We start from the raw sequence: 16,027 nt of genomic DNA, 5'->3' as shown, positions 1-16,027 counted from the left end.
GGGCGCCTCACGCCGGATCCTGGACGGAAAAAAGGCCGGTCCCCACATGGTGACCGGCCTTCTTCACTTTCTGGTTGGATCGCTTGACGCGCTCCCCTCCTGTTATGGGAGGCGATTCTGCGGGCCGCAGGCAATGCGCATGCCCGGGTTTGCCCGGGGCCGGGCCTCAGATGTGAGAACTCCTCCTCAAGTGGGCGGGGTTTGTGCGGCGAGTGATGCGTCGATGCGACGTTCCGCAGGTCCATCCGCAGCGCGACGCACGATCGCGGTGACAAGACGGTGACGAGAGGGCCCGGCTCAGGCGGTCAGCGCGTCGTCCAGGACTTCGATCCAGTGGCGCACCGGCGTGCCGGTGCCCGACTGCAGGTGCTGGATGCAGCCGATGTTGGCGGAGACGATCGCCTCGGCGGCCAGCGGCGCCAGCGCGGCGAGCTTGCGCTCGCGCAGCTGCTTGGACAGCACCGGTTGCAGCACGGAATACGTGCCGGCCGAACCGCAGCACAGATGGCTCTCCGAGGGCGCGGTCGCGATCTCGAAGCCGAGTTCCCGCATCAGGCCCTCGACACCGCCGCGCAGCTGCTGGCCGTGCTGCAGCGTGCAGGGCGGGTGGTAGGCCAGGCGCGGCCGGGCACCCGGCCGGTCCTGCCCCAGCCGCGAGCGCAGGGCCGGGACCAGCGCGGGCAGGTACTCGCTGAGGTCGCGCGTCAGCGTCGACACGCGCGCGGCCTTCCCGGCGTAGTGCGGGTCGTGCGCCAGCAGGCGGCCGTAATCCTTGACCTGGACGCCGCAGCCGGAAGCGTTCATGACGATCGCCTCGACCTCGCCGCCGTGGCCGTCGACCATCGGCCACCAGGCGTCGATGTTGCGGCGCGCGTCGTCCAGGCCGCCAGGATGGTCGTTCAGATGAGCCCGGATCGCCCCGCAGCAGCCGGCCTCGTCGGCCACCAGGGTCTGCACGCCGGCGGCGTCCAGCACGCGGGCCGTCGCCGCGTTGATGTTGGGCATCATGGCCGGCTGCACGCAGCCCATCAGCATCAGCACCTTGCGGGGGTGCGCGCGCCGTGGCCACTGATGCGCGCGCGGGCCGGCCGCCGGCGGCACCTTGTCCTTCAGCGCGCCCGGCACCAGCGGCCGCAGCGCCTGGCCGAGCCGCAGTGCCGGCTTGAACAGCGGCGAGGTCAGCCCTTCCTTGAGCAGCCAGCGCTTGACGCGCTCCTCGCGCGGGCGCTCGACCTTGGCCTCGACGACCTGCCGGCCGATCTCCACGAGCTGGCCGTACTGGACGCCGGACGGGCAGGTGCTCTCGCAGTTGCGGCAGGTCAGGCAGCGGTCCAGGTGCTGCTGCGTGGCGGCCGTCGGCGTCTCGCCCTCCAGCACCTGCTTGATCAGGTAGATGCGGCCGCGCGGTCCGTCGAGCTCGTCGCCGAGCAACTGGTAGGTCGGGCAGGTCGCCGTGCAGAAGCCGCAATGCACGCAGCGGCGCAGGATGGCCTCGGCCGCGCTGCCTTCCGGGGTGCCTTGGAACTCGGGGGCCAGGTGGGTCTGCATCGGTGGGCTTGCGGTCGGCGGGCTTGCTGCGGCGGGCTGGGGGCGTGGCGAACGGCGGTCAGAGGTCCGGATAGAGCCGGCCGGGATTGAAGATCCCCGCCGGATCGAACTGCCGCTTCAACTCCTTGTGGATGCGCGTCAGCTGCGGCCCGAGTGGCGAGAAGGTGCCGGCCGTCTTGTCGTTCGCATAGAACATCGTCGCGTGGCCGCCGGCCGCGGCGACCAGCTCGCGCAGCTGCGCCGGCGCCATCGGCGTGACCACCCAGCGCTGCGCGCCGCCCCATTCGATCAGCTGCTCGCCGTGCAGCGACATCGCCAGCGTCGTCGACGGCACCGCGATCCGCCACAGCGTCGCGCCGCCCTGGACGGCCCGGCGCGCGCCGAGGAAGAACTCGTCGCTCTGGTCGCGCAGGCCCTGCCAGAACGGCGCGGCCATCGCCTCCGGGATGACGTCGCCGCCCAGCTTGCGCACCGCCGCGGCGACGGCGGCCTCGGCGCCGGACAGCCGCGCCACCAGCGCGCCATCCCACCAGGCCGTGGCCGACAGCGGCAGCGGCTGCCCGCCCCAGCGGTTCATCTGCAGCAGCGCCTCCTCCTGGCCGAACTCGAAGCGCAGCGTCACCGTGGCCACCGGCATCGGCAGCACCTTCAGCGTGACCTGCGCGATCAGCCCCAGCACGCCCATCGAGCCGGCCATCAGGCGCGAGACGTCATAACCGGCGACGTTTTTCATCACCGTGCCGCCGAAGTGCAGCAGCTCGCCCTTGGCATCGAGCAGCGTCAGGCCGAGCACGTGATCGCGCACCGCGCCGGCGCTGGCGCGCGCCGGGCCCGAGAGGCCGGTCGCGACCATGCCGCCGACGGTGCCGGTGCCGCCCGAGGCCGCGCCGACGAACCGCGGCGGCTCGAAGGCCAGGTGCTGGCCGTGGCGCGCCAGCAGCGCCTCGACCTCGGCCACCGGCGTGCCGGCGGCGGCGGTCACGTAGAGCTCGCTCGGCTCATAGGCCATCACGCCGTTGAGCGCCTGCGTCGACAGCGGCGTCGCGTCGCCGAGCGGGCCGCCGTAGAAATCCTTGCTGCCGTGGCCGGTGAAGCGCACCGGGCGGCCCTCGCGGAAACGCTCGGCCATCGCCTCCAGCGCGTCGATCAGCTGCGTCGCGCGGACGAACTCCGCCGGCTCGGGCGGCGTCGCGACGGGCGCCGGCCCGCGCTCGAAATCCTCTGCTTGCACCGTCATCAGAATCGCTCCAGGTCGGGGAAGGCGAGCGCGCCGCGCTTGACGTGCATGCGGCCGTACTCGGCGCAGCGCTGCAGCGTCGGGATCACCTTGCCGGGGTTGAGCAGCCCTTGCGGGTCGAAGGCCCGCTTCAGGGCCAGCATCCGTTCGCGCTCCTGCGGCGAGAACTGGACGCACATGCTGTTGAGCTTCTCCACGCCGACGCCATGCTCGCCGGTCACCGTGCCGCCCATCGCGACGCTGGTCTCCAGGATCTCGGCGCCGAAGCGCTCGCAGCGGTGCAGCTGGTCGGCATCGTTGGCGTCGAACAGGATCAGCGGATGCAGGTTGCCGTCGCCGGCGTGGAAGACGTTGGCGCAGCGCAGGCCGTACTTGCGCTCCATCTCCTGGATCGCCAGCAGGATGTCGGCCAGGCGCTTGCGCGGGATGGTCGAGTCCATGCACATGTAGTCCGGGCTGATCCGCCCCGAGGCCGGGAACGCGTTCTTGCGGCCGCTCCAGAAGCGCAGCCGCTGCGCCTCGTCCGCACTGACCTCCAGCCGCGTGGCGCCGCTGGCGCGCAGCACCTCGCTCATGCGGCCGATCTCCTCCTCGACCTCCTCCGGCGTGCCGTCGCTCTCGCACAGCAGGATGGCCTCGGCGTCGAGGTCGTAGCCGGCGTGGACGAAGTCCTCGACCGCGGCGGTCATCGGCTTGTCCATCATCTCCAGGCCGGCCGGGATGATGCCGGCCGCGATGATCGCGGCCACCGCGTCGCCGGCCCGGCGCAGGTCGCCGAAGCTGGCCATGATGCAGCGCGCGCGCTGCGGCTTGGGCGTCAGCTTGACGACGACCTCGGTCACCACCGCCAGCATGCCTTCGCTGCCGACGACCACGCTGAGCAGGTCCAGCCCGGCGGCGTCCAGCGCCTCGGAGCCGAACTCGACCGGCTCGCCCTCGACGGTGAAGCCACGCACCTTCAGCACGTTGTGCAGCGTCAGGCCGTACTTGAGGCAATGCACGCCGCCGGAGTTCTCCGCGACGTTGCCGCCGATGGTGCAGGCGATCTGGCTGCTCGGGTCCGGCGCGTAGTAGAGACCGTGCGCCGCCGCGGCCTCGGAGATCGCCAGGTTGCGCACGCCGCATTGCACGCGCGCGGTCCGCGCCAGCGGGTCGATGCCGAGGATGCGGTTGAACTTGGCCAGCGCCAGCGTCAGGCCCTCGGCATGCGGCATCGCGCCGCCGGACAGCCCGGTGCCGGCGCCGCGCGCGACCACCGGCACGCCCAGCGCGTGGCAGGCCTTGAGCACGCCGGCGACCTGCGCTTCGGTCTCCGGCAGCGCGACCGCCAGCGGGCGCTCCCGGTAGGCGGTCAGGCCGTCGCATTCATAGGGGCGGGTCTGCTCGTCCTGCCACAGCAGCGCGTGCGGCGGCACCACCGCGCCCAGGGCCTGGACCAGCGCCGCGCGTCGCCCGGCGCGGAACGCGGCCAGCGCCGCAGCCTGCTGGCCGGGCGGCTCGTGGGTCGAGGGGAGGACGGCGGTCATGGCGTCGAACTGTAGCCGCGCGCGCTGACCCGGGCCTGAACCGGCGCGCCGGCGATGGGGGGAGCGCGACCGCTCATCGGGGGGAGATTCAGCGCCCGCCGGGCAGCGGCCACCACAGCGCCCGGCGGTCCAGCGGCGTGCGCGGCGGCAGCAGCGGATTGCGCAGGCGCAGCACGCGGCGCTGGTCGACGCTGTGGCGCCGCACGAGCTCTCCGAACAGCTGTCGCGACAGCCGCTCGAAGCTGCCGTCGGCGACCAGCGCCTCCATGCCGCGCGTGAGGTCCGCCGCCAGCCGTGGCCGGCCCGGCCGCACGAACATGTAGAGCGCCGCCGGGTAGTGCAGCAGCAGCGCGCTGTCGATGGCCAGGCGCTGCTCGGGGAAGCTGGCCAGCTCCGCGTCGATCTCGAAGATCGAGCGCGGGAAGTAGTCGAAGCGCCCCTGCGACAGCATCTGGAACAGCCCCTGGTAATGCGTGCTCACCTGCACCGGCAGGCCGTTGGCGCGCAGCACGGCGGTGTCGGGCCAGTCGTGCATCTGTCCGGCGGTCAGGCGCGCCAGGTCGCGCAGGTCCCGGACCTGGCGCAGGCGGTCGCGGTCGTCGTCGCGGGTCAGGCACAGGCGCCAGCCGATCAGGCCGCGGTCCAGCGGGATGCGCACCGGCAGCAGCGTCTGCTCGCGCTGCGGGTCGGTCATGGTCCAGAAGACGTCGATGCCGGGATCGTCGCTGGCCATCTCCAGCAGCGCGCGGCTCTGGACCATCTCCGACTGCGTCGGGATCAGCGTGTAGCGCGCGCCGCTGCGCTGCAGCGCGGCATGCAGCAGGCTGATGAAGTAATCGACCTGCCGGTCCTGCTGGGGCAGGTGGCGCGGATAGACGACGGTGGCGGGCTCGGCCGCCGGGGCGCCCGACGCCTGCGGGTCGGGCGGCGTCGCGCCGGGGCGGGCGGCGACGTCGCGGGCGGCCCGCAGCGGCAGCGCGGTGCCCAGCGCCGAGGCCGCGGCGACCTGGAGCAGGTGGCGACGCGCCGGCATCAGCGATCCAGGAAGACGGTCAGCACGCCGGTGTAGCCATGCAGCCGCGCGTGGGCGATCTCGCCGTTGGCGAAGAAGCCGGCCAGTGGCACCTCGCCGAGCGCGTGCTGCACCCACTGCAGTTCGGCCGAGGGCGCGCCGAAGTGCGGTCCGCCGCGACCGGTGCAGCTGACGTAGAGGGCGCCGGCCATGTGGGCGCCGCGCTCCTCGGCCTCGGCGCGGATCTCGGTGCAGATGCGCACCAGGTCGCGGCGCGCGGCGTCGGGATGGCGTTCGCAGAAGCTCAGCAGCTCGCCGGTCCGCAGCTGCTCGGCGACGGCGATGCCGCGGCGGCCCGGATCCAGGCCGACCAGGTGGCGGACGCGGACCTCGGGGCCGTATTCGCGGCGGGCGCCGGGCTCGTCGTTCAATCCCACCAGCGTGCGCCGGAACAGCGGCATCGCCTGGCGCAGCGAGCCGGACTCGCCGGTGTACGCGGGCAGCTTCAGGTCCTCGAGCAGGGCGTCGAGCGCGGGCAGGCCGTCGAGTTCCGTGACCAGCGGGCCGTCGCAGGCGGTGACGCGGCGCTCGCGACCCAGCGGCTGGCAGCCCTGGCTGACGCGCGAGATCCAGCGCACCTCCGGTCCGAGCGCCAGGCCCGACAGGCCGCCGGCGAAGACGCCGTCGGCGATCTGCACCGCGTCGTCACCGCCGCTCACCAGGCCGCCGAACAGGTAGCCGCTGCTGCAGCGCTGGGCCAGCTCGCCGATCAGCTCCTGCAGATCGGGCGTGCCGCCGTCGGCGTGCAACAGCAGGCTGCGCGCCTCGCCCTCGGGCGGCAGCGGCTGGCGGCCGGAAAAGATGCGCCACTGGTCCGGCGGCAGGTCGCAGAGCATGACGACCAGCGCCGGCTCGTCGAAATACTCGACGCCGCTGGCGCTCACCGCCAGCGCCGACGCGCCGACCCAGCCGCAGCCGGGCCAGCGCTGGCGGACCTCGTCCAGCAGCGCCTGCGCCTGCGGCACGTAGGGGTGGGTCAGGTAGAGGAAGCCCAGCGTCGGCGTCATGCCGGCGCGCTGGCCCTCCAGCTGCGCGCCGGCCAGGGCCAGCGCCATGTGGGGGTCGGGATGGGTGGCGTGAGCCTGGAGGAAACGAGGCATGGACGGCCCTCGGGGGAACTGCGGGAGGCTCAGGGAGTCTTGCGTTTGGAAGCGGTCGTCTTGCGGGCCGGCGAGGCCTTGGCCGCCGACTTGGCCGGCGCTCTGGGCGCGCGATCCGTCGATGCCTTCGCCGTGCCCTTCGCGGCGGAGGGGCGCGTCGCCGCGGGCCGGCCCGCCGGCGCGGCCGACGAGGCGGCGACCGTGGACGCCGCCGTGGCGACCGACGCCGCGGTCTGCGCGCTCTTCATCGCGTTGGCCGCGACCTGCGTGAATTGCTGGGTGAGGGCGTTCCACCACTGCATCGGGTCGGCGCCGGCGGGCTTGGCGCCGGGCGCCGCGGGCGCCTTGGCCGGCTCGGCGGCGTCCTCGGCCGGCGCGGCCTTCGATGCGGGCTCGGCGGCAGGCGATGAGGACGGCCCGGCCGTCGTGGCCTTCGATGCCGGGGCCGGCGCGGACGACGGGGACGGCGACGAAGGGGACGACGCCCCCGGGAAGGGCGGCGGCACGGGGGTCTTCAGCGCATCCTTGAGGTCGGCCATCGGCACGTTCATCGCGTGCAGCGTGGACAGCGTCATGCGCTGCACCTCGAGCGCCTGGATGGTCGCGGTCAGCATGCGGGCGTTGTTCTCGAGCCAGAACTGCACGGTGCGCAGCTCGTCGATGCGCTTGTCCAGCTCCTGCGGGTCCAGCGTGGGGGCCACCCACTGGTTGAAGCCGGGGATCGCGGCGCCGGCGTTCTTCATCAGCCCCTGCAGGAAGTCGAAGCCAGGAACGAATTTGCTGAAGTCGGTGTCCGCCATGCTGTCTCCTCGGTGGGCTTGCGGCGACGCCTGCCTGGGCGCGGCCGTGAGCGTCGATCCTACGCCGCGGCGGGAGGCCTCCGCGCAGGACGGGGCGAGGGTCGCCTCAGGTCGGGATGTGGTTCAGGTCGGCCCAGCCGGACCAGAGGATCTGGATGCCGATGCACAGCAGCACGAAGGCCATCAGCCGCATCATGACCAGGGTGCCGACCTCGCCCATGCGCATCAGCAGCCGGCCGCCGTTGCGGTAGACCAGGTAGACGACGGCCGCCGTGATGGCCGCGCCGATCGCGGCGATGCCGGCCTGCATCACGTAGGGGATGGGCGAGCGCGGGATCTGCGCGCCCAGCGCGATCGCCGCGGCGATGCTGCCCGGGCCGGTGGTCAGCGGGAAGGTGATGGGGAAGAAGCTGCGCCGCACGATCTCGGCCTCGCTGATGTCGCCGGGCGACGAATGCACCACGGCGGTCTGGACGTCGTCGGTCTCGTTGCGGGTCAGCATCACCCAGGCGCTGTAGGCCACCAGCAGGCCGCCGCCCACGCGCACCACCGGCAGCGAGATGCCGAACAGGTCCAGCACGTAGGTGCCCACCAGCAGCGACACCATGATCACCACCCAGCCGTTGATCGCGACCTGGCGCGACAGCCGCTTGAGGACCTTGTCGTCGCCGCCGGCCGCGCCGATGACGATCGGGGCCACGCCCACCGGATTGATGATGGGCAGCAGCGTCAGCGGCACCAGGAACAGCGATTGGAGGAAGGACGGCAGGGGGTCCAAGATGCGGGACTCCGAAGGGAAAAGGAAGGGTCTGGCGGAAGGCGCCGCGGCGGGGCCGGGCGCGAAGGCGGCCCAGTGTGCCGCAACTCGGTCACCGCGATCCGGAGGGCGGCATCAGGGTTACCTCGAAGCCGTGCTCCCGCAGCAGCGCGGGCAGCGCCCGCGGGCCGGTCATGTGCATCGCGCCGACGGCAACCAGCAGCGACTGGCCGCGCTGGTGCAGCTCGGCGATCCGCTCGGCGAGCGCCGGGTTGCGACCGTCGTTGATGCGTCTCAGCGCCGTGCGGTCCGCGGCGTCGGTGACGCAATCGCACCACTCGGCGTAGCGGTTCAGCCGCGCCAGGTCGCCGCGGTCGTAGACGGCGACCATCGTGTCCAGCGTGCGCAGCAGCGTGGCGGGGCGCTCCAGCTGGCGCAGGTTGGCCCGCAGCTCGTGGCGGGCGGCGTCGACATCGGCGGGCAGCAGCGCCTCGAGCTGGCCCTGCAGCGTCTCCAGCGCCAGCACCGGCAGGCCGCGCTCGCGGGCCCACTGGCTCAGCAGCATCTCCTGGCCGTACCGCACGTCCAGCCCCAGCGCGCGGGCGCGCAGCAGCATGTAGGTGCTGGTCTGCAGCAGCGGATGCATCGTCGCGAGCGCGCCCGGCGGCAGGCAGACCGCGGCGGCCTGGGCGTCCAGGCGGCGGCGCAGCGAGGCGTCCAGCGGCAGCTCGGGCATCGGCGGCATCTGCCAGGCATCGCGGTCCAGCGGATCGAGTTCGAGCGCCACCGCGTCGACCTGCGCCAGAGCGGCGAGCAGGCGCGGTCCGGGCGCGGCCCAGGCGGGACGGCCGACATGCAGGCTGGCATAGAGGTAGGAGGTGCGGCCGTCGCGGCTCAGCGTCCACATCACGCCGCGATCCTTGGCGAGCGCGGCCAGACGCGCGGCGGGCAGCGGCGCGGGCTCGGCGGGGCAGTTGGCCTTGGGCGGCGGCGCGGCCGCGGCAGGAGCGGCTTGCGCGGCGGTGCCGAGCAGCAAAGCGAGCGTCAGCGGCAGGAGCACCGCTCGGCGCGCTACCTGGCTCAGTCGCGCGAGGCAGCGGAACACCAGTCGCGCGAGGCAGCGGAAGAGGAACGAGAGCAGCATGCCCGGCACGATGCCATAGAACATGGCGTGGGGGTCAGGCCTCGCCCCGGCGGAAACCCATCGGGCGGCGCCGGCGGACGTCCGGCTTCACGCGGTGCTCGGCCTCGAGCAGCGTCAGGAATTCATCCGGCGACAGCGCCTCGCCCAGGATCTCGGCCTGCTGCCGCACCGCGGCGAAGTCGCCCAGCGTCAGCGCGTCCAGCGCGCGCAACCGGTCGGCCTGCGGCTCATCGGGCGGCAGGCCCAGTTCGCGCTCGAACATCGTCAGCCGCTGGTCCGGCCGCAGCGGCTTGAAGCGGATCTTGAAGCTGAAGCGGCGCAGCGCCGCCTCGTCGAGGTCGTCGAAGGCATTGGTCGTGCAGATGAACAGGCCGGCATGGCGCTCCATGCCCGCCAGCATCTCGTTGACCTCGCTGACCTCGTAATGCCGCTCGGCCATGCGGCGGCTGCGCAGGAAGCTGTCGGCCTCGTCCAGCAGCAGCACCGCGCCCTCGGCGGCGGCGGCCTCGAACATGCGGGCCATGTTCTGCTCGGTCTCGCCGACGTACTTGGACATCAGGTCGCTGGCCAGCCGCACCATCAGCGGCCGCTGCAGTTCCGCGGCGATGTGCTCGGCCAGCGCGGTCTTGCCGCTGCCCGGCGGTCCGTGGAAGCACAGCGTGCCCAGACCGCGACGGCGCAGCGCCTCGATCAGACGCGGCAGCGCGAAGCGGCATTCGCAGTGGATCAGGTCGAGCGAATAACGCGTCGCCGCCGGACGCGCCTGCGGCGAGACGTCGACCAGGCCGAGCGCCTTGTCGGCATGCAGCAGCTGCCGGCTGACCAGCCGCTCGTTGGCGACGGCGTCCGCGGCCGCCTCGCCCCCGGCCAGGCGGGCGAAGCGCACGGCGGTGCGCACCTGCGCCGGCGTCAGCCCGCGGCGCTCGGCCAGGCGCTCGGCGAAACCCTCGGGCACCGGCAGTTCCTCCAGCGCCTTGCGCACCAGGCCCAGCCGCGCGCCCGGCGGCGGCGAGGTCAGCTCCAGGTGGTACTGGAAGCGGCGCCGGAAGGCGGGGTCGATGTGCTCGATGCGGTTGGTGATCCAGAGCACCGGGACGGGGTTGCTCTCCAGGATCTGGTTGACCCAGGCCTTGCCGTTGACGGCCATCGGCGCCGGCACCTCCAGCGCCGCGTCCAGCCGCGCCATCAGGTGGGCCGCGTCGCCGCTCAGGTGCGGGAACACGTCCTCGACCTCGTCGAACAGCAGGGCCACCTCGCGGCTGGCCTTCAGGAAGACCTGGCTGATCTGCAGCGAGCGGTAGCGGTCGCGCCCGGTCAGCGCATTGCCGTCGCGGTCGGCGTACTCGACCTCGTAGAGCGTCAGCCCGGCCTCGCGCGCGGCGACCTTGGCCAGCTCCGTCTTGCCCGTGCCCGGCGGGCCGTAGATCAGCACGTTCACGCCGGGCTGGCCCTGCGTCACCGCATGGCGCAGCAGGGTGGCGAGGATGCCCACGTCCTCGGCGATGAAGTCGAAGTCGGCGCGCTGCAGCGGACTGGGCGCGACCGGGCGCGTGAACACCGCCATCAGGTCCTGCGGGCCGTCGTAGGCGCGCATCAGCACCGGCGGCAGCTGCTCGCTGACCTTCATCAGGTCGGAGAGGTCGGTGATGTTGTGCTCGGCGATCAGGTTCTCGATCATGCCGACCCGCTCCAGCCGCGAGCCGGCGCGCAGGGCCTCCGCGACCTCGTGCGGATCGACGCCCGCCACCTCCGCGATCGCCGCGAAGGCCTCCTGCGCGGTGTTGACCTTGAACTCGACCAACGCGCCGCGCAGCTCGCGCTGGTAGCGGGCGAGGGTGCCGTAGAGCAGCAGGGCGCGCTCCGCCGCGTTGAGCTGCAGCAGGCGACCTAGCACGTCGATGTTCTGCTCCACCAGCGTGGACTGGCTGCGCAGCTGCGCGTCGAGCGCGTCGCAGGTGCAGGACAGCAGCGCGAGCAGGTCCTTGGGCGCGTCCTTGATGTATTCGTCGAGGTAGAAGAACAGCGTCGCCTCGGCGAACGGGCCGCGCCAGACGCCGTGGCGCGCGAGGAAGGCGGCGTCGCCCAGCCGCTCATGGCCGGCCCAGAGCGAATGCCCCTGGCAGCGGCGCGCGAGGTAGCCCCGCACGCGGGCCAGCACCGGCGAGGGCCAGACCAGGTGCCGCGCGGTCAGCGCGAGCAGGCCGCTGAGGTCGCGGCGCGGGTTGAAGCGGTTGGCGTGGCGGACCGTGAGCGTCAGCACGAAGTGCGAGCACATGCGATCCAGGACCGGGCTCTCGGACAGGCCCGGGGACACCAGCGGAGGCTGCGCGCGCTTGCCCATGATTCGTGCGGAGGGGGAGGGCCTCACCGCCTGGGGCGGTGCATGGCCGCACGATCTTGGCGCAGCGGGTGCCGCGCGACAAGCCCCGGTCCCCCGCAGGTGGAGGGCGCCGGGGCCGGTCGGGGGGTCAATGCATGACGACGGGCTGCTGGCCCAGGTTGGCGTAGGTGGCGATGAAGGCGTCGAGGTCGTCGACGTCCGGGCCTTGCTCGATCAGCGCCTCCACGCCTTCCTGGAAGGTCTGGGCCAGGGCGCCCTCGATGAAGATTTCCTTGCGGGTGAACTTGTCGACGATCTCGAAACCATCGCGCTGCAGCGCGGGCAGGTGGGTGTGGTCCGCCTGCGCGGCATGCGCCGCGTCACCGGGGGACGGGTCGACCGGAACATCGAACTGCACGACGATGTAGCTCGGCGAGTCGTAGAGCATGTGCATGAAGGACTCCTTTGTGACAGGAGTTATGGCCTGACGCGATGGATTCAAGCCCCATCGCTCCCAACCAGGCCATGACCCCATGGTGGCAGAACTTGCCGGCACGGATTCATCCGGTCCCAAGCATTTGTGGTGCCAACCGCACAGGGTTTCACGGATTCACGGAACGTAACGTGTTCGCGTGCCATGGCCGTCGTGCCGGCACGCGCGACACCGGCAGGGTCAATCCAGCAATCGGAGCGCCCACTGCTCGTCGTCGTCGAGGCTGAAACGCAGGTCCACCGGCAGGAAACCGCGCTGTTCGTCCAGCCAGGCCGACCATTGCAGCGCGGGCCGGCCCGGGCCGCGTCGCAGCGCGCGCTGCAGCAACCAGCGGTCGCCGTCGCGCGCGACCACCTCGAAGTCCCAGTCGTGCACGCCGGTCGCGCCGGCCACCGGCATGCGCAGCCGCATGCCGACATGCGGCGCGGGCTCGGCCGCCATCAGCGCCGCCAGCTGCAGCCACCACGACAGGCGGTCCTGCGTGCCCGCCGACAGCGTGTAGGCGCGTGCGCCGACAAGCAGACGCGGCGGGACGGCATCCTGGTCGAAGACAAGCAGCTCGCGCTCGCGGCCTTGACGGCGCACGCGATGACGTTCCGGCTGCAAACCTTGCGGACCGACGCGACCTTCGCTGCGCCAGAGCGGCAATTCACGGTCGCCGGCGCGGCGCTCCAGGGTCATGTCGTAGCGTCCGTCCTCGATCCGGAAATTCAGCGAAGCCTCTCCGGGCTGGCCGTCGATGACGAAGGCATAGGCGAGCGATCCTTCACCGCGCAGCGGCAGGGCGAGCAGCGCGGGGATGGGGCGGGCGTCGGCGAGCCGCGGGGCTGTGGTCGCGATGGCGGGCACCGCGTCGGGCGCGCGTTCCGGCGTCGTCGCAGGCGGCGTGATGGACGGCGCGATAGACGACGCGATGGGCGCCGCCAAGGACTCGGGCCGCGGGGGCGCGTCGATGAGGCGGGTCGCCATCGCGCTCGCGTCGACCGCGCGGGGCGCGGGCCGTCGCGACAGCGCATTCATCACGGCCGCATGCAGCAACACGGCAGCCGCGAGCGCGACGCCGAGCGCCTTCCGATCCTGAGGTGAAAATGCCGCCAACGCTCGCCCGACGAATGACTGTCCGACCACAACAATGAAACTCGCAACCTACCGCGATGGATCTCGCGACGGCCAACTGGTGGTCGTGTCGCGCGACCTGAGCCAGGCATGCTATGCCAACGGCATCGCCACGCGCCTGCAGCAGGTGCTCGACGACTGGAACTTCATGGCGCCGCAGCTGGAGACGCTGTCGCTGTCGCTGAACCAGGGGCGCGCGCGGCATGCGTTCGCCTTCGATCCCCGGCAGTGCATGGCGCCGCTGCCGCGCCTGGCCGGCTGGATCGCCGGCGAGGCCTATCCCGGACAGGGCCAGGCACTGCGCGAGCGCGGCCTGGCCTGGCCGGAGCGCTTGAGCGCACCGCTGCTGCGCGCCGGCGGCGCCGAGGCGCTGCTCGGGCCCGCCGATCCGCTGGACCTGCGCGCGCCGGGCCTGGAGCCCGAGGCGCAACTCGCGGTCCTCACCGGCGATCTGGCGCAGGGCGCGGTGCCGTCGCAGGCGCTGGAATCGGTCCGGCTGCTGATGCTGGTCAGCGACTGGGTGCTGCGGCCGGCCCAGCAGGAGGAACTGGCCAACGGCTGGCCGGCGCTGCACAGCCGCCCGGCGCTGCAGTTCGCGCCGGTCGCCCTCACGCCCGATGAACTGCCCGGCGCCTGGTACCTCGGTCGCGCGGCGCTGCAGCTGCAGATCATGCGCAACGGGCGCAAGCAGGCCGTCGTCGACGCGAAGGCCGGCATGCAGTGGTCCTTCGGCGACCTGCTCGCCGAGGCCACCCGCAACCGGCCGCTGCGCGCCGGCACGCTGGTCGGCGCCGGCATGCCGGTGCTGGGCAAGCCGGTCGTGCTCGAGGCCGGCGACAGCCTGCGCATCGAGTTCAAGCTCGGTGACGGACCCGGCCCGTTCGGCGCCATCGACATGGACCTCGCGGAATCGGAGCAGGCTTCGTCCCTCGCGGCCGATGCCGATGCCGACGCCGATATCGATGCCGCGGATGCCGATGCCGACGCGACGCCGCCGGCCGAGGGCGACGACCCCGCCGAGCCCGCCGCCACCACGGCGGCCGATACCCCCGAAGGAGACATCGATGAACCTGCTTCGCCGTGACCTGATCGCGCTGCTGGGCGCGGGCTGCGCCTCGCCCTGGGCGATGGCCTTGAACCTGAGCGAGGGCGACGCCGCCTCCGGCGTGCGCGCGGCCCTGGAGCGCGGCGCGCAGGCGGCGATCGCGAACCTGGGCCGCACCGACGGCTTCCTGGGCAATCCGCAGGTGCGCATCGAGCTGCCGGGCGCGCTCAAGGACGCGGCCCGGCTGCTGCGCACCACCGGCCAGGGGCGGCGCATCGACGAACTGGTGACCTCGATGAACCGCGCCGCCGAGCAGGCGATGCCCGAGGCGCGCCAGCTGCTGGTCAACACCGTGCGCAATATCAGCGTCGAGGACGCGGTGCGGATCGTGCGCGGCGGCGACAACGCGGTGACGCGCTTCTTCGAGGACAAGACGCGCTCGCCGCTGACGGACCGCTTCCTGCCGATCGTGACGAAGGCGACCGAGCGCCAGTCGCTGAGCGAGAAGTACAACGCCGTCGCCGGCAAGGCCCTGGGCTTCGGCCTGATCCGCAAGGAGGACGCCAACCTGCAGTCCTACGTCACCGACAAGGCGCTGGACGGGCTGTATTTCATGATCGGCCAGGAGGAGAAGAAGATCCGCCAGGACCCGGTGGGCACCGGCAGCGCCATCCTGAAGAAGGTCTTTGGCGGATGAGAAGGCTGGGACCGGGCGCGGTTTTTTACAATCGCGCCCCATGAACGCCCCGACCGCCGCCCGTCCCGCCGCCGCCTACACCCGCGGCGCCGCATTGCCCGCCCTCCTGGCGCAACGCATCGCCGTCCTGGATGGCGCGATGGGGACGATGATCCAGCGCTACAAGCTGACCGAGGCGGACTTCCGCGGCGCGCGCTTCGCGGACCATCCCAAGGACCTCAAGGGCAACAACGACCTGCTGGTGCTGACCAAGCCCGAGGTCATCAGCGAGATCCACCGCCAGTACCTGGACGCCGGCGCCGACATCATCGAGACCAACACCTTCGGCACGACCACCGTCGCGCAGGAGGACTACGGGCTGGAGGCCTTCGCCTACGAGATGAACGTCGCCGCGGCGCGCCTGGCGCGCGAGGCCTGCGACGCGTTCAGCACGCCGGACAAGCCGCGCTTCGCGGCCGGCGCACTCGGCCCGACGCCGCGCACGGCGTCCATCAGTCCCGACGTGAACGACCCGGGCGCCCGCAACGTCGACTTCGACACGCTGCGCGCCGCGTATTACGAGCAGGCCAAGGGACTGCTCGAGGGCGGCGTCGACCTGTTCCTGATCGAGACCATCTTCGACACGCTCAACGCCAAGGCCGCGATCTTCGCGGTGGACGAGCTGATGGAGGACACCGGCGAGCGCCTGCCGGTGATCATCTCCGGCACGGTGACCGACGCGTCGGGCCGCATCCTGTCGGGTCAGACGGTGACGGCGTTCTGGCACTCGGTGCGCCACGCGCGGCCGCTGGCGATCGGCCTGAACTGCGCGCTCGGCGCGGCGCTGATGCGGCCCTACATCGAGGAACTGTCCAAGGCGGCCGGCGACACGCCGATCTCCTGCTACCCGAATGCCGGCCTGCCCAACCCGATGAGTGACACCGGCTTCGACGAGACGCCGGACGTCACCGGCCGGCTGGTGGGCGAGTTCGCCGCGGCCGGCTTCCTGAACATCGCCGGCGGCTGCTGCGGCACGACGCCCGACCACATCCGCGCGATCGCGCAGAAGGTCGCCGCCTACCGGCCGCGCCCGTGGGGCAGCAAGCTGTTCAGCGGACTGATCACTGAAGGCGTCTGATCCCTCCCTCTCCCACTTCGCGGGAGAGGGCGGGGGTGAGGGCCGGCGGGGCAGC

Annotated in this window: 14 protein-coding genes; 3 read left to right on the top strand and 11 right to left on the bottom strand. The window is 72.3% G+C overall.

Annotated elements, in window-relative coordinates:
• Positions 1-297: 297 nt before the first annotated feature.
• The 11 genes from glcF to FHT38_RS21230 all read right to left on the bottom strand — a co-directional run bounded on the left by glcF (position 298) and on the right by FHT38_RS21230 (position 12,966).
• A complete protein-coding gene (gene glcF, locus FHT38_RS21280) occupies positions 298-1,548 on the bottom strand; it encodes a glycolate oxidase subunit GlcF (protein ID WP_183493136.1) in 1,251 nt (416 codons plus the stop codon).
• Between the two features lie 58 nt (positions 1,549-1,606).
• Positions 1,607-2,785 (bottom strand): glycolate oxidase subunit GlcE, encoded by a 1,179-nt coding sequence (gene glcE, locus FHT38_RS21275; RefSeq protein ID WP_183493135.1) that lies wholly within the window; start codon positions 2,783-2,785, stop codon positions 1,607-1,609.
• On the bottom strand, positions 2,785-4,311 hold the full coding sequence (locus FHT38_RS21270) for an FAD-linked oxidase C-terminal domain-containing protein (protein WP_183493134.1): 1,527 nt from the start codon (positions 4,309-4,311) through the stop codon (positions 2,785-2,787). Before FHT38_RS21270 ends, glcE begins: the two co-directional genes overlap by 1 nt.
• 88 nt (positions 4,312-4,399) lie before the next feature.
• Entirely contained in the window at positions 4,400-5,344 is a 945-nt protein-coding gene (locus FHT38_RS21265; RefSeq protein WP_183493133.1) for a transporter substrate-binding domain-containing protein, read from the bottom strand.
• Positions 5,344-6,483: an FIST N-terminal domain-containing protein gene (locus tag FHT38_RS21260; protein WP_183483272.1), complete on the bottom strand. Its 1,140-nt coding sequence runs from the start codon at positions 6,481-6,483 to the stop codon at positions 5,344-5,346. The genes FHT38_RS21265 and FHT38_RS21260 overlap by 1 nt, the downstream gene beginning before the upstream one ends.
• 29 nt (positions 6,484-6,512) lie before the next feature.
• Positions 6,513-7,283: a PhaM family polyhydroxyalkanoate granule multifunctional regulatory protein gene (locus FHT38_RS21255; RefSeq protein WP_183493132.1), complete on the bottom strand. Its 771-nt coding sequence runs from the start codon at positions 7,281-7,283 to the stop codon at positions 6,513-6,515.
• Positions 7,284-7,389: 106 nt separating this feature from the next.
• Positions 7,390-8,061, bottom strand: a complete 672-nt coding sequence (locus tag FHT38_RS21250) for a MarC family protein (RefSeq protein WP_254783480.1) — start codon at positions 8,059-8,061, stop codon at positions 7,390-7,392.
• 91 nt (positions 8,062-8,152) lie between these two features.
• Positions 8,153-9,208: a TraB/GumN family protein gene (locus FHT38_RS21245; RefSeq protein WP_183493131.1), complete on the bottom strand. Its 1,056-nt coding sequence runs from the start codon at positions 9,206-9,208 to the stop codon at positions 8,153-8,155.
• A gap of 10 nt (positions 9,209-9,218) precedes the next feature.
• Positions 9,219-11,525, bottom strand: coding sequence for an ATP-binding protein (locus FHT38_RS21240; protein ID WP_183493130.1), 2,307 nt, complete (start codon positions 11,523-11,525; stop codon positions 9,219-9,221).
• Between the two features lie 127 nt (positions 11,526-11,652).
• Positions 11,653-11,958 (bottom strand): DUF3567 domain-containing protein, encoded by a 306-nt coding sequence (locus FHT38_RS21235; protein ID WP_099861963.1) that lies wholly within the window; start codon positions 11,956-11,958, stop codon positions 11,653-11,655.
• Between the two features lie 219 nt (positions 11,959-12,177).
• Positions 12,178-12,966, bottom strand: a complete 789-nt coding sequence (locus FHT38_RS21230; RefSeq protein ID WP_221213995.1) for a hypothetical protein — start codon at positions 12,964-12,966, stop codon at positions 12,178-12,180.
• 163 nt (positions 12,967-13,129) lie between these two features.
• Between FHT38_RS21230 and FHT38_RS21225 the strand changes: the two genes are divergently transcribed.
• From FHT38_RS21225 to FHT38_RS21215, 3 genes are read left to right on the top strand one after another with little or no spacing between them, the layout of a single operon-like run.
• On the top strand, positions 13,130-14,197 hold the full coding sequence (locus tag FHT38_RS21225) for a fumarylacetoacetate hydrolase family protein (protein ID WP_147243053.1): 1,068 nt from the start codon (positions 13,130-13,132) through the stop codon (positions 14,195-14,197).
• Positions 14,178-14,855 carry a DUF4197 domain-containing protein gene (locus FHT38_RS21220; RefSeq protein WP_183493128.1) on the top strand — a complete coding sequence of 226 codons (678 nt, stop codon included), beginning with the start codon at positions 14,178-14,180 and terminating at the stop codon, positions 14,853-14,855. Before FHT38_RS21225 ends, FHT38_RS21220 begins: the two co-directional genes overlap by 20 nt.
• Before the next feature lie 40 nt (positions 14,856-14,895).
• Positions 14,896-15,972: a homocysteine S-methyltransferase family protein gene (locus FHT38_RS21215; protein ID WP_183493127.1), complete on the top strand. Its 1,077-nt coding sequence runs from the start codon at positions 14,896-14,898 to the stop codon at positions 15,970-15,972.
• The last annotated feature ends 55 nt before the right edge of the window (positions 15,973-16,027 follow it).

Origin of the sequence: Mitsuaria sp. BK041 (assembly GCF_014193085.1) — a bacterium.
Classification (GTDB): domain Bacteria; phylum Pseudomonadota; class Gammaproteobacteria; order Burkholderiales; family Burkholderiaceae_C; genus Roseateles.
The sequence above is the reverse complement of the archived record's forward strand: the minus strand, read 5'-3'. Positions and strand labels throughout refer to the sequence as shown.

What these genes read in the sequence shown, in the direction of transcription:
- FHT38_RS21225 (WP_147243053.1), top strand. Translation starts at nt 13,130, where the DNA reads ATGAAACTCGCAACCTACCGCGATGGATCTCGCGACGGCCAACTGGTG.
- FHT38_RS21245 (WP_183493131.1), bottom strand. Translation starts at nt 9,208, where the DNA reads ATGTTCTATGGCATCGTGCCGGGCATGCTGCTCTCGTTCCTCTTCCGC.
- FHT38_RS21235 (WP_099861963.1), bottom strand. Translation starts at nt 11,958, where the DNA reads ATGCACATGCTCTACGACTCGCCGAGCTACATCGTCGTGCAGTTCGAT.
- FHT38_RS21265 (WP_183493133.1), bottom strand. Translation starts at nt 5,344, where the DNA reads ATGCCGGCGCGTCGCCACCTGCTCCAGGTCGCCGCGGCCTCGGCGCTG.
- glcF (WP_183493136.1), bottom strand. Translation starts at nt 1,548, where the DNA reads ATGCAGACCCACCTGGCCCCCGAGTTCCAAGGCACCCCGGAAGGCAGC.
- glcE (WP_183493135.1), bottom strand. Translation starts at nt 2,785, where the DNA reads ATGACGGTGCAAGCAGAGGATTTCGAGCGCGGGCCGGCGCCCGTCGCG.
- FHT38_RS21240 (WP_183493130.1), bottom strand. Translation starts at nt 11,525, where the DNA reads ATGGGCAAGCGCGCGCAGCCTCCGCTGGTGTCCCCGGGCCTGTCCGAG.
- FHT38_RS21215 (WP_183493127.1), top strand. Translation starts at nt 14,896, where the DNA reads ATGAACGCCCCGACCGCCGCCCGTCCCGCCGCCGCCTACACCCGCGGC.
- FHT38_RS21270 (WP_183493134.1), bottom strand. Translation starts at nt 4,311, where the DNA reads ATGACCGCCGTCCTCCCCTCGACCCACGAGCCGCCCGGCCAGCAGGCT.
- FHT38_RS21220 (WP_183493128.1), top strand. Translation starts at nt 14,178, where the DNA reads ATGAACCTGCTTCGCCGTGACCTGATCGCGCTGCTGGGCGCGGGCTGC.
- FHT38_RS21230 (WP_221213995.1), bottom strand. Translation starts at nt 12,966, where the DNA reads ATGGCGACCCGCCTCATCGACGCGCCCCCGCGGCCCGAGTCCTTGGCG.
- FHT38_RS21260 (WP_183483272.1), bottom strand. Translation starts at nt 6,483, where the DNA reads ATGCCTCGTTTCCTCCAGGCTCACGCCACCCATCCCGACCCCCACATG.
- FHT38_RS21255 (WP_183493132.1), bottom strand. Translation starts at nt 7,283, where the DNA reads ATGGCGGACACCGACTTCAGCAAATTCGTTCCTGGCTTCGACTTCCTG.